The organism is Paenibacillus koleovorans NBRC 103111 (assembly GCF_004000845.1).
GTDB lineage: Bacteria > Bacillota > Bacilli > Paenibacillales > NBRC-103111 > Paenibacillus_AA > Paenibacillus_AA koleovorans.
Genome location: NZ_BIMA01000157.1, coordinates 1 through 12,717, shown reverse-complemented (window position 1 = coordinate 12,717; position 12,717 = coordinate 1). Strand labels below are relative to the sequence as shown.

Here is a 12,717-nt window from a genome sequence, read left to right as displayed (position 1 = left end):
CTGGTTGTACTGGTGCTGCTGATTGAATTGGTGCTGCTGGTTGTATGGGTGCTGCTGGTTGAATTGGTGCTTGTGACTGTACCAGCGCTACGTCCGCCACCGGCAACACCTCAACCGCCGCCATCGGCGCCGGCTCAATCGCTGCAGCCGCCTGCCGTTCGGCCAGCGCCACAACCTCGCGTGCCGGCTTCTCGTCGGCCGTGCCCGCATCCAATCGGCTGCTGCCCTGGAACACGCCGCCTTCGTCGATGATGAGCGACAGCGCGGTCGTGTTGCCGTACAGCTTGCCGGTCGGCATGATGTGCACGGTGCCGCGGGCCAGCACATTGCCGTAGACAGTACCGGCAATGACCAAGTTGCGGGCGGCGATGTCCGATTTCACTTCGCCGCTCTCGCCGATCGTGACGTCGCCGGCGCATTCCACGCCGCCCGTCACGCGTCCTTCTATGCGCATCCCGCCGCCCGACCGCAGCTTGCCCTCGAACTGGCTGCCCTCGCCGATCAGCGTGTCGATGGAGTTGGGATTGATTTTGAACGATTTCTTTTTCCTGAACATGGGGTTAGTCTTCCTTTCGCGATGCTTTCAAGTAAGGTCTAGGGTCGATGGTAACGCCGTTCTTGATGACACCGTAATGCACATGATAGCCGGTGCTGCGTCCGGTCGAGCCCATCAAGCCGATCTGCTGGCCCTTCTTCACGATATCGCCCTTGGACACCGAAAACTTGTTCAGATGCATGTACCGGGTACGGAGCTCGCTCGTGTGCTCGATGATGATGTTGTTGCCGCCGGTCGAATCCCAGCCTACCGAGACGACTTTGCCGTCGGCAGTGGCCCATACGGGATCGTTGAGCTTGCCGGCGATGTCGATGCCGTTGTGGAAGCTGGGCAGGAATGTGAACGGATCGACGCGCGTGCCGAAGCCGGAGGAGATGAGCCGGGAGCTAACCGGCCAGATCGTCGGCGTAATCGCCAGCTGGTGCTGGGCTTCCACCACGAGCTGCTTCGTCTGCGTCAGGCTGCCGAACAAGCCGGTCATCTCCGCGCCCAGATTCGCAAAATCGCTCTCCATGTTATGCACAAGCCCGTCCATATCGGCGTTCGTCACGCTGCGCGATTCGCCCCCAACTCCAGGCGCCGCACTCGCTATCACCACGCTTGACGAGCTATCCATAGCGACACCGCCCGTCAGCGATTTCATCTCGTCCTCCAGCTTCTTCAGCTCGGCGATCTTCGCCTTCACTTCGTCCGCCTGCTGGGACAATCGGATCAGGTCGTTCTGAAGATGCTCGATGGTCTCATTTTTCTCCGACACGGTCAGCGTGTACTTCAGGTTCTGGGTCGACAGCTCGCCCTCCAGCTTCTCCTTCTGATCCGTCGTCCGGATTTGCCCGTTATAAAACGACATCGTGAAGTAGATCAAGAGACTCAGGCCGAGCCCGGCCGCAAGGAACGTCCAAACCGGCAGCCGAAACCGAACCACCTTGCTGTTTGCGTCCGCGATGACCATGAATGTAAGCCGTGTCCCAAGCCATTTTAGCCGCATTTTCTTCATTTCCAGTCTCCATGCCTTATGTGAATTGGTAAAATTCAGGGAATCTCCAGGTAGATCTTGGCTACGTTCTGTATTCGGCATATTCAGGGTAAAAACCTTCACAACCTAAGAACTATTTTTGTTGGATATTGGCGAAAAAAAGAGGAATTTCAAGGCCGAACCCGAATTGATTGGGAAGACGTATTCACTTGGATCATTCTGTGGGAGGAAATACATACAATGATGAAATTGGCGGGCATAGATGTAGGGAACGACAGTATCAAAATCGCGCTGGACGGCGTCCGAGAGCCGATCGTCGTGCCGAACGTGGTGGCTCCCGGGTATGAGCGTCATATCCTGCAGGAGGAGGACTCCCCGCTCAAGGCGCTGGACGTCATGGTCTATAGCCCTCGGCTGAACAAAAACAACCAACGTTACTTCGTAGGGCTGCTTGCAACCGAGAACGAGGACAGCATGGAGCTCGAGGAGACGGACAACAAGGCGATGTCGGATCAATCGCTCATCGTGGCGCTGACGGCGCTCGCTTATGCGGGACTTACGAACCAGGCGTTCGGCACGAGCAGCTACAGCACGGCGGACGAGGTCGAGTTCATGATCGGGACCGGTTTGCCGGTACGGACATACGCGCGGTTCCACAAAGTGTTCGAGGAGCGGTTGCTCGGCGAGCACGAAGTGACGTTCCTGTCGACGCCTCAGTTGAAAGGGCGCAAGGTGAAGGTGAACATTCGCCGGGCGGTCGTCTCGATCGAAGGCGCAGCGGCTTTGTACCAGATCGCGACTTACGACAACCTGCAGGTGAAGGACGAGGAGCTGTACTACGGCTGCATCGGCATTTGCGAGATGGGTGCTTTGACGACGGACTTCCCCGTATTGAAGCGGATGAGCATCGACAACCAGTTCAGCACGGGCGAGCAAATGGGACTGGCCAACTACCTCGATCCGATCATTCGCGACGTGGAGGATCAGTTCGGCTACCGGTTCCCGAGCCGGGCGAAGCTGGTGCAGCGTCTCAAGAACCGCGATTTCGTCATCCAGCGTATCGGCGAAGGCCAGGCGGACATTAAGCCGATCGTCGATCAGTATTTCTCGCGGGCGGCTACCCGGATTGTCGAGCTGATCAAGAAAAGATGGAAGAAATACCCCGACATCCAATGCTTCTATGTGATCGGCGGCGGGGCGGCGGCGCTCAAGCCTTACATTCTTGATGCGGCGGGTACGATCAAGCTGCGTTTCGTCGAAGAGAGCGAGCTGCAGAACGTGTACGGCTACCTGAAGCTGGCGAAAAGCAAGGCGAACCAGGCTTCCTCGGCGGCGACGGCGGGTTAATCGGAACCTTTTTTCGACCATGCATGACTAATTCCGACATTTTCGGGCAAACTAACTTGTGTGGCGTTAAAACTTTTTAACCGACAAGGGGTGTTTGTTCGAAATGCATCGCATTATCGGAGCGGTTATCGGCGGAGGACTTGCCGCGCTCGTCGACTTGCTGGAGCTAGTGCTGAGATAAAAGACACAAGAACGACTGTTCAATAGATGCGTCTCTGGAACCCAATCGTTGCAGCCATGCCGGCTCGCGGTTGGGTTTTAGGCTTTTCGGCTTGACATGGGGGTTGTCCGTATGGTGTAATAGATTTAGATAGTTAGATAATTTTCTAAATGTCTACATGATGAAGTCGAAAGGAGCTCGGTGCTTATGAGCTTGAACGACACATTCAAGGCGCTGTCGGACCCGACGCGACGACGTATTCTCGACCTGTTGAAGGAACGGGACATGTCGGCCGGGGACATTGCAGACCATTTTCAAATGAGCAAACCGAGCATCTCCCACCACTTGAACTTGCTGAAGCAGGCGGAGCTGGTCTTGGACGAGAGGCACGGGCAGCATATTATGTATTCGCTCAATACGACGGTGTTCCAAGAGCTGATGAAGTGGGTGCTTCAATTTAACGGAGAAGGGAAGGATAGACAATGAAAAAGAGCGTATGGGTGGCGTTGATCTTGTGGCTGGCGGCGGTGGGGCTTAGCATCTGGAGCTATGGGGACCTGCCGGAGCAAGTGCCTTCGCATTGGGGGCCGGGCGGAGAAGTGGACGATTACTCGTCGAAGGAGTTCGCGGTGCTGTTCATTCCCGGACTGATGGTCGGTTTGTTCCTGCTGATCCGGGTGCTGCCGAAGATTGATCCGAGGAAATCGAACTATCCGAAGTTCCAGGGCAGTCTCCACGTGACGATGAACGCGGTGCTGTTGATGCTGCTTGCTGTGCACGGCACGGTGCTCGCGACGGGTCTCGGGTATGACATTCCGATCAAGATGGTCATTTTCGCGATGTTGGGGCTGATGTTCATGGCGCTCGGCAATGTGATGCCTCGGTTCAAGCACAACTATATGGTCGGAATCCGGACTCCGTGGACGCTGGCAGATGAGAAGGTATGGACGAGAACCCATTTGGTCGGCGGCAAAATTTTTATGGTCGGCGGGGCTTTGCTGCTGGTCGGCGCTTTCCTGCCGCTCGCGGAGCAAGTGCTGGTTATGCTTGTGCTCATCGCGGCGATTCCGGTGTCGACGGTGCTGTTGTCGTTCTACTACTTCAAGCGCGGCTGAACGGTTGTGTCGGTTGCGTGACAAAGGGTCTTTGTGCACTGCCTCGCCTCGGTTGGTATGGTAATATAGGGGAAGAGTGAGGCCGAGAGTAGCGAAGAGTGAAAAAAGAGACCCCCAACGAGTTTTGGCTTGAACCTTCTGGGGCCTTCTCACTCGGAACGGCGTTTCCGACCTCACGCTCGATGACGAAGCGAAGGCGGTGCACGGATGAGGATTGCGGTAGCGGGCGGCAGCGGGTTTGTCGGCAAACATCTTATAAAGCTGTTGCGGGAGAAGGGCGACGAGGTCGTCCTTATTTCGCGTTCACGGCATGGCGGCAGTATCGGCAAAGGTGGAAGCAGCAGCGGCAACGGCGATGGGAACGGCGGCGACGGCAACGGTGAGGGCAACGGCAACGGCGGCAACGGCAACGGCACTGACATTGACAACAGCGATGGAAAGCGGCTCCAGGTGTTCACCTGGGACGAGCTGCTGAAGCGGCGCGCGGAGCTGGAGGGGCTGGATGCGATCGTCAACCTGTCGGGCGAGTCGGTCAATCAGCGTTGGACGAAGGCGGCCAAACATCGCATCCTGCACTCACGGCTCGAGACGGCGGCGCTGCTAGGGCAGCTGGTGGACGCGCTGGAGCGCAAGCCGGCGGTCGTCGTGAACGGGTCGGGGATGTCGATCTACGGAACGTCGGAGACGGATGAGTACGATGAGCGCAGTCCAAAGCGGATCACCGACTTCCTCGCCTCGGTCGTGGACCAGTGGGAGCAGGCAGCGGATGCGCATATTCGCGGTGTGCGACTCGTGAAGCTGCGCATCGGGCTCGTCCTCGGCACGGACGGCGGCGCGCTACCTCCGATGGCGATGCCGTATAAGCTGGGCGTTGGCGGACGGGTAGGCAGCGGGCGACATTGGATGTCGTGGATTCATGTCCGGGATATGGCGCGGCTCATTTATTATTGTGTGGAGAATGCGTCGGTTGTGGGGCCGGTTAATGCGACGGGGCCGAAGCCGGTACGAAACGATGAGTTCGGGCGCGCGCTCGGGTATGCGCTGGGGCGGCCGCATTGGATGCCGGTGCCGGCTGTGATGCTCAAGCTGCTGTTCGGCGAGCTGTCGGTTTTGCTGCTGGAAGGGCAGAAGGTGATGCCCCGGGCGGCGCTTGATTACGGATTTCATTTTAAGTTTAATACGTTGGAAGAGGCACTCGGCGAGCTATACGGAAGGAAGCCATAATCAACTGCGGAATGGGGCAACCTAGGGTGGAAAACGCGGAAATCCGCTCTATACACTTGACACATCATGTCAGGTATTGCAAACTGAATGTAGCTGCATTCATAGCTTCCCGCCCTTCTGAACCGGAGGGCTATTATCGCGGAAAAAGGTGAACATTCCATGAGCACTAGCACTCCAACAGGCACAACTCCAACTACCGGCGCCAACAAACGAATCGTCATCGGAGCGAGTCAGCCTCCTTTGGCCAACGACGTCCTAACCTCTACCCAGAAGGTCATCCATGAGGCGCTCGACCGTCTCGGGTATGACGAGGGCTATTATGAGCTATTGAAGGAGCCTATGCGGCTCTTGACCGTTCGAATCCCAGTCCGCATGGACAACGGCAAGACGAAAGTATTCACCGGGTTCCGCGCCCAGCATACGGATGCGGTCGGTCCGACGAAGGGCGGCATCCGCTTCCATCCTAACGTGACCGCTGAGGAAGTGTCGGCGCTGTCGCTCTGGATGACGCTGAAATGCGGGATTTTCGACCTGCCATATGGCGGAGGGAAAGGCGGCATCATCTGCGATCCGCGCACGATGTCGCTGCCGGAGGTCGAGCGCCTCGCGCGCGGCTATGTCCGGTCGATCAGCCAGATCGTCGGCCCGAACAAAGACATTCCGGCGCCGGACGTATATACGAACGCGCAGATTATGGCTTGGATGCTGGACGAGTACAGCCGCATCCGCGAATATGATTCGCCGGGCTTCATCACCGGCAAGCCGATCGTCCTCGGCGGCTCCCAAGGCCGCGAGAAAGCGACCTCGCTCGGCGTCGCCATCGCGATCCGCGAGTCCGCTTCCGCGCAAGGGATGGCGATGAAGGGCTTGAAGGTGTGCATCCAAGGCTTCGGCAATGTCGGCAGCTACTTGGCGGAGATCCTGGACCGCTGGGGCGCCAATGTCGTAGGTGTCAGCGACGTCAACGGCGGCATCTACAATGAGGATGGACTCGATGTGCCGAATTTGCTGGATCGTCGCGATTCGTTCGGCAGCGTGACCAATCTGTTCCCGAACCGGCTGTCGAATGATGAGTTCCTGACACAGCCTTGCGACGTGCTCGTCCCGGCCGCGCTGGAGAACCAGATCACGGCGCAGAACGCCGACCGGATCCAAGCGCGACTGATCGTGGAAGCGGCCAACGGGCCGACGACGCTGGAGGCGACCGACATGCTGCATGAGCGCGGGGTTATGGTCGTGCCGGACGTGCTGGCGAATGCCGGCGGCGTGACCGTGTCGTACTTCGAGTGGGTGCAGAACAACCAAGGCTACTACTGGCCGGAGGAAGAAGTGAACCGGAAGCTGGAGCTGAAGATGGTCGAAGCGGTGAACAAGGTGCTCGAGATGGCCAAGTCCCGCCGGATCACGCCGCGCTTGGCGGCTTATATGGTCGGCGTGCAGAAGTATGCGGAAGCCAGTCGTTTGCGCGGTTGGTGTTAGTGGTTGGAGCTGTGGTTGTGATAAGAGTTAGTTAGGCGGGTTAAATAATACCGCCCCGGGCTTCCCTTCGTGTGAAGGGGCCGGGGCGGTTTTTTGCAGTTTAGCGGAAAGTGGAGGGCCCTTTTTTGCGAGTGCCTTTGCGGGCGCCGCTGCCGCCGGCTCTGGAGGAGCTGTAGCGGCGCTTCCGCTTGCGTTTGCGCGGGCGGACATCGTCATCGTCGTCGTCGTTCGATTTTTTCAGGGAGCTCATGAGCAATTTGAGCATCGGCTGCATTTGCTGGAGAGAGGATACGACCTTCTGCACCTTGCCCACCGTGGAGATGACGCCGTCGATACCGCCCATCCGGTCGATCATCGATTTGATGTCGCCCAAGTTGAAGTTGCCGAGTGCGCCGAACAGCCCGCCGCCACCACCACCACCACCACCACCTCCGCCGAACAAACCGCCGCCACCGCCGCCGCCGAACAGCCCGCCGCCTTGTGGGGGGCGCTGGGGCACTAAGCTGTTCGTCGTCGGAAGCTGCTGCGGCATTGGCGGCTGCTGGTAGGGAGTAGGAGCGAAGCCGTTGCCGATACCGGGGTATCCGCCGAAATTGCGGATCTGAGGATCCTGCTGAGCAGGCCTTTGGTTTGGATTCACTGGATTCACAACCCTTTTTTTATTATACTGTATGAGATAGGCGAATGATTGGATTGGACGGATGCCCGGATTTTCGGTATATTTGCCCGTAGGCTTTAGGCGTGTGCCGCGAACCCTTTTTAACGTTGTAGTGTTGTAAAGGAAGGAAATCGCCGCGGCGTGTCGAACTTGTAAGGAGAAGGTAAGTCAACATAAGTAGGGGCTGAGCGCATGCAATTGAAGAAACTTAACGATAAATCGATCGACCAGCTTTTTGAAGCCGTTCTCACACTGAAGTCCGTAGAGGAATGTTATGTGTTCTTCGACGACCTGTGCACGGTGAACGAGATTGAGTCGATGTCCCAGCGGCTCGAGGTGGCGCGTATGCTCGGCAAGGGCAACACGTACAACCAGATCGAGGCTGAGACGGGAGCCAGTACGGCGACGATCTCCCGGGTCAAGCGGTGCTTGAACTACGGGAACGACGGGTACAAGATGGCTCTGGAGCGTTTGGGGCGGTAAGAGTAGGGAAACTGGCAAGGCAAAGCGTCAGACAGAGAGCAACAGGAGAGGGATGCGGGTACTGGATTTGGGGCCGCAGCCCTTTTTTTTGTCGTGTGGGAACACTCCGGTCTTGAGGCTGATCTGGCTCATCTTTTGTCCTGGCTGGAAATTGACTTTGCTTGAAGGCTTGGATAGGATGTTGGTAGGTTGGATTGTCAGGGCGGGTTTGTAGAAAAGAAGGCTGGCTGGCAACGTGCGCGTGTTGTGCGAGTGGAAGGGAGAGCTGGGGCGGATGGAACGGAAGGTTGGCGTGTTGGTCATCAGTCACGGCTCCCGGAGCGACTTGTGGGTCCGGTTGGTGGACGAGGCGGTAGCAGCGGCGGAGGTGCCTGCTGGAGTGCCGGTTGTGTCGTCCTTTCTGGAGATCGTCGAGGGGCGGCTGATCCAGGACGGGATCGATGCGCTGGAGCGGCAGGGTGTGACGGACCTGGTGGTGGTGCCTTTGTTCGTGTCGGCCGGAAGCACGCATGTGGATGAGATTCGGGGTGCGTTTGGGGTTGGACAGGGGCAAGTGCAAGAGCATGGCTTGGGGCCGTTTCGGGTGGAGGCTAGGGTGCATTTTGGCGAGCCACTTGATGAGGAACCAGAGCTGGCGGCGCGTATTTTGCTAGATCAGCTGGCGGCTGTTTCTAGTGATCCTGCTAAGGAGCGGGTGCTGCTGGTTGGGCACGGGAGCGCGGAGGATGGCTTTTACCGCAAGTGGCGGGAGGGGCTGGATCGGGTGGCGGAGCGGCTGCAGGCGATCGGAGGCTTTGCTCAGGTGGCGGGAACGATGCTTTTGCCCAATGAGGCGCCGGGTGTGATGGAGCAGTTGCTAGAGCGGGGAAAGGCGTCGGCGGATGAGGTGGTGCTGGTAGCACCCTTTTTTCTAAGTGAAGGATATTTTACAGAAAAAGTCATCCCGGGACGGCTCGCGGGGTATACATATCGGTATTCGGGTAGAGCGATGCTGCCGCATCCGTTGGTCTCGCGTTGGGTGGAGCGGCAGGTGGTCGGGCGGATTAGCGGTTTTGGAGAACGGGTAAACTAAAGAGATGAGCTTTGGCGTAGGTATGAGCAAGGGTTGTGGTTGGGGAACAGTTGATGGGGGGCTGAGGCTTTGAGCAAACGGGCAAGATTGATCTACAATCCGACTTCCGGCCGGGAAGAGATGAAGAAGAAGCTTCATGATATTCTGCATCGGTTGGAGCGTGGGGGGCTGGAAACCTCGACGCATGCGACGTCTGGTGAGGGCGATGCTACGTTGGCGGCGGCTGAGGCGGTGGAGCGCGGCTTTGACTTGATCATTGCGGCTGGCGGGGACGGCACCTTGTATGAGGTGATCAACGGCATGGCGGAGAAGAAGAACCGGCCGCCGCTCGGGATATTGCCGATGGGGACGACGAATGATTTTGCTCGGGCGCTCGGGATTCCGCGGAACTGGGAGTTCGCTTGCGATCTGATCCTGCAGCAGCATACGATGACGATCGACGTCGGGAAAATGAATTCCCGCTACTTCATCAACATCGCGGGCGGCGGATCGATGACCGAGCTGACGTACGAGGTGCCCAGCAAGCTGAAGACGATGATCGGGCAGCTGGCCTACTATATCAAGGGGCTGGAGAAGCTGCCGCGGTTCCGGCCGGTCGAGCTGAGCTTCCGCTCCGAGGAGCTCACGATGCATGAGGAGGTCATGATGTTCCTCATCTGCAACAGCAATTCCGTTGGCGGCTTCGAACGACTGGCACCGGATGCGAGCATGAGCGACGGGCTGCTGGACGTGCTTATCCTTCGCCGCTGCAACCTGGCCGAGTTCATCCGGATCGTCTCCGCCGCGCTTCGCGGGGAGCATCTGAACGACGACCATGTCGTCCATTTCAAGACGCGCCGGCTCGAGATCACCTCGACCGATTATGTCCAGATGAACCTGGACGGCGAGTTCGGCGGGACGCTGCCTAGCGTGTTCTCGGTGCTGCCGAACCATTTGCAGATTTATGTGGATGAGTACGGGTTGTCGAGTTATAAGCAGTAGTTAGTGAGTTTGAGGATGGTGGAGGGGAAACCTCTTGTCGCCTACGGGTTAAGTAGGGCACAGGAGTAAAGCAATACTTCTTCTCCCCTCCCCCGAAAGAGTTAGCTAACGAGCACCTTAGGGTGTATACATAATGGGGTTCAGGAGTGAGCAAGTTGAGCTTTGGCGGTAAGGGGAAGTCATCGGGTGGAAAGGCTGAACGTGGCCGACAGCAACAGCAGCGGGATGAGCGTGGAAAGCGTGGCGTAGGCGGCGGGCAAGGGCAGGGCGGCAGCGGAATCGGAGCGCAAAGGCGGCAGGGCAGCGGCCGTGGAGCGGCTGAACGGAGTAGCGGTGGGAGAGTTGCTGCTAGTGCGGAAGCGTCATCTGGGACGGCCGCTTGGCGGGACGCGCTGCCGGTGCAGCTGCAGGGAATCTATGAAGCCGACGTCGTCGGCATCGGGCATGAAGGCGAAGGGGTAGGCCGGGTGAACGGCTTTACCCTCTTCGTGCATGGGGCGCTGCCCGGGGAGCGGGTCCGGCTGCGGGTGACGCAGCTCAAGAAGCAGTTCGGCTATGCCGAGCTGCTGGAGGTGCTGGAGCCGAGCGCCGATCGGGTGCAGCCGCCGTGCGAGGTGTACGACGCTTGCGGCGGTTGCCAGCTGCAGCACCTGAGTTATGACGCGCAGCTTCGCTGGAAACGGCAGCTCGTGGTGGATCAGCTGGAGCGGATCGGGAAGCTGAAGGTGGCGGGGCGTTCAGTTGGCGATGAGGGCAGAGAAGAGGGGCAAGTTGGAACGGAAGGCGTTATTGTGCATGAGACGCTTGGGATGACCGACTCTTGGCGGTACCGCAACAAAGTACAAGTGCCGATCGGGGAACGCGAAGGCGGTTTGGTCGGCGGCTTCTATGCACGCGGCAGTCATGACATCGTCGAGATGGAGCGCTGCTTGCTGCAGTCCGAGGCTAGCGATGAGACCGTCGCGCGAGTTAAGAAGATCGGACGGGAGCTTGGCGTTGCCGGGTATAACGCAGCTACAGGCGAAGGGGTGCTGCGACACGTCGTCGTCAAGCATGCCCGAGGGACGGACGAGCTGATGGTTGTACTGGTCGTGAACGGCGAGACTTTGGTGCGCGAGGCCGAGTGGGTCGCGCGTATTAGGGAGGCTGTCCCGGGACTGACCAGCCTTTGTTTGAATGTGAATATGGAGCGGACTTCGCTCGTGTTCGGGGAGGAGACTCGCGTCCTCTGGGGCCGCGAGGTCATCTATGACACGATCGGGTCGACGCGCTTCGCGATCTCGGCCCGATCGTTCTACCAGGTCAACCCGATCCAGACGGAGGCGCTTTATAGCGCCGCGCTCCGCTATGCCGGGTTGACCGGGGGCGAGATCGTCATCGATGCCTATTGCGGCATCGGCACGATCTCGCTGTTCCTCGCGCCGCATGCGCGCGAGGTGCTCGGCGTCGAGATCGTCCCGGAGGCGATCGACGACGCCTGTGCGAACGCCGAGCTCAACGGCATTCGCAATGTGCGCTTTGCCTGCGGCAAAGCGGAGGACGTGCTCCCGGCTTGGCGGGAGCAAGGCGTCGCGTGCGACGTCGTCGTTGTGGACCCGCCCCGCAAGGGCTGCGACCCGCGGTTGCTAGAGACGCTCATCGCGCTGCAGCCGCAGCGCATCGTGTACGTCTCGTGCAACCCCTCGACGCTCGCCCGCGATCTGCGGGTCCTCGAAGACGGCGGCTACCGCACTGTCGAGGTGCAGCCGGTGGATATGTTTCCGTGGACGGTGCACGTGGAGTCGGTCATATTGATGGTTCGAGAATGAGATGTGACAAGTAAAGAAGCCCAACCCTTCATGTGGTCTGGGCTTTTTTACTGGATTTCTAAACATCTATAGAATTAATTCAACTGGGATTTGACTAATTAAATGAATGTGCGTTTTTTTAGACGGGTGGCAACACGCGATAAATTATTGTAAGGCGGTCATCGCAATCTCCTAATCGGTGCCAATCTTTTTTTGATGCAAGAATACAATAGATTGCCATATCTACTCTTACATGCTTTTTTTCAATGTTAAGAACAAGCTTTTTCCCAGTATGCTGGTGTGAATCGTTACCTGTAACAACCCAATTTATTTCGTAATCATCTGGAGGAAAACTGGGGTCTACTTCCACTTCAATTGTTAAAGTTTCCAAGGGGCGTAAATCTCCCCTATCTTTATTTCTTTGATCTACCAACGCTCCACCAGTACTGTTTCGACCCTGATTGATCTCAGCGGCATATGCTATATTTCCTAACGAATCGGTAATCTGAATAATTGACGGAGTATTGTACAACTGTTCCTCCCCACTTTCCGTATAGTAACTTTTTAGAGAATCAATTACATCGTTGCAATAACAAATTACTTGTTCTGCTTGTCGAATGGAAATTGGATTTGCATGTGCTAAATAATTACGTATATTTGCAATTCTTTCGAAAAACACCCTAGCCATCTCTACCCCAATAGGTGAAAAGTGACTTAAAGGATCTTTAAAGTATTTTTTGAAGACTTTGTCATGGAGTAGGATGTAAAAACAATCCTCAAGCAGGGCTGCGTCAATTTCTCGGGGATACCTAGTTGGATTAGCTTGAACTCTCTTTGTGATATTTTCCCTCATTTCTTTTTAAAGTAGTAGTTGTCATG

Annotated in this window: 13 protein-coding genes; 9 read left to right on the top strand and 4 right to left on the bottom strand. The window is 57.4% G+C overall.

Annotated elements, in window-relative coordinates; all coding sequences use genetic code 11:
• On the bottom strand, nt 1-556 hold a 556-nt coding region (locus tag PKO02S_RS29595), incomplete at its 3' end, for a bactofilin family protein (protein ID WP_246067596.1).
• Nucleotides 557-560: 4 nt separating this feature from the next.
• A complete protein-coding gene (locus tag PKO02S_RS29590; protein ID WP_164821760.1) occupies nt 561-1,553 on the bottom strand; it encodes a M23 family metallopeptidase in 993 nt (330 codons plus the stop codon).
• A 219-nt stretch (nt 1,554-1,772) separates the two neighbouring features.
• Between PKO02S_RS29590 and PKO02S_RS29585 the strand changes: the two genes are divergently transcribed.
• The 5 genes from PKO02S_RS29585 (at nt 1,773) to PKO02S_RS29565 (ending at nt 6,857) form a co-directional block, all read left to right on the top strand.
• Complete coding sequence (locus PKO02S_RS29585) at nt 1,773-2,879, top strand: ParM/StbA family protein (protein WP_127588616.1); 1,107 nt, start codon at nt 1,773-1,775, stop codon at nt 2,877-2,879.
• Between the two features lie 373 nt (nt 2,880-3,252).
• Nucleotides 3,253-3,525, top strand: a complete 273-nt coding sequence (locus PKO02S_RS29580; protein ID WP_174819973.1) for an autorepressor SdpR family transcription factor — start codon at nt 3,253-3,255, stop codon at nt 3,523-3,525.
• Entirely contained in the window at nt 3,522-4,154 is a 633-nt protein-coding gene (locus PKO02S_RS29575; protein WP_127588614.1) for an SdpI family protein, read from the top strand. Before PKO02S_RS29580 ends, PKO02S_RS29575 begins: the two co-directional genes overlap by 4 nt.
• Nucleotides 4,155-4,361: 207 nt before the next feature.
• Nucleotides 4,362-5,378, top strand: coding sequence for a TIGR01777 family oxidoreductase (locus PKO02S_RS29570; protein ID WP_127588613.1), 1,017 nt, complete (start codon nt 4,362-4,364; stop codon nt 5,376-5,378).
• A 159-nt stretch (nt 5,379-5,537) separates the two neighbouring features.
• Nucleotides 5,538-6,857 (top strand): Glu/Leu/Phe/Val family dehydrogenase, encoded by a 1,320-nt coding sequence (locus tag PKO02S_RS29565; RefSeq protein ID WP_127588612.1) that lies wholly within the window; start codon nt 5,538-5,540, stop codon nt 6,855-6,857.
• 100 nt (nt 6,858-6,957) lie between these two features.
• Here the strand turns inward: PKO02S_RS29565 and PKO02S_RS32635 are convergent, their stop codons facing one another.
• The gene (locus PKO02S_RS32635; RefSeq protein WP_164821759.1) at nt 6,958-7,497 is read right to left on the bottom strand and encodes a hypothetical protein; all 540 of its coding nucleotides are present in this window, start codon (nt 7,495-7,497) and stop codon (nt 6,958-6,960) included.
• Between the two features lie 210 nt (nt 7,498-7,707).
• On the opposite strand from PKO02S_RS32635, the gene PKO02S_RS29550 reads away from it, so the two are divergent.
• The 4 genes from PKO02S_RS29550 (at nt 7,708) to rlmD (ending at nt 11,859) form a co-directional block, all read left to right on the top strand.
• The gene (locus tag PKO02S_RS29550; RefSeq protein ID WP_127588609.1) at nt 7,708-7,998 is read left to right on the top strand and encodes a YerC/YecD family TrpR-related protein; all 291 of its coding nucleotides are present in this window, start codon (nt 7,708-7,710) and stop codon (nt 7,996-7,998) included.
• Between the two features lie 274 nt (nt 7,999-8,272).
• Nucleotides 8,273-9,070, top strand: coding sequence for a sirohydrochlorin chelatase (locus PKO02S_RS29545; protein WP_127588608.1), 798 nt, complete (start codon nt 8,273-8,275; stop codon nt 9,068-9,070).
• Nucleotides 9,071-9,139: 69 nt separating this feature from the next.
• Complete coding sequence (locus PKO02S_RS29540; RefSeq protein ID WP_127588607.1) at nt 9,140-10,051, top strand: diacylglycerol kinase; 912 nt, start codon at nt 9,140-9,142, stop codon at nt 10,049-10,051.
• A gap of 146 nt (nt 10,052-10,197) precedes the next feature.
• Nucleotides 10,198-11,859, top strand: coding sequence for a 23S rRNA (uracil(1939)-C(5))-methyltransferase RlmD (gene rlmD, locus PKO02S_RS29535; RefSeq protein WP_174819972.1), 1,662 nt, complete (start codon nt 10,198-10,200; stop codon nt 11,857-11,859).
• Nucleotides 11,860-11,977: 118 nt separating this feature from the next.
• Here rlmD and PKO02S_RS29530 read toward each other — a convergent pair whose 3' ends face one another.
• Entirely contained in the window at nt 11,978-12,691 is a 714-nt protein-coding gene (locus PKO02S_RS29530) for a hypothetical protein (RefSeq protein ID WP_127588606.1), read from the bottom strand.
• Nucleotides 12,692-12,717: the final 26 nt, after the last annotated feature.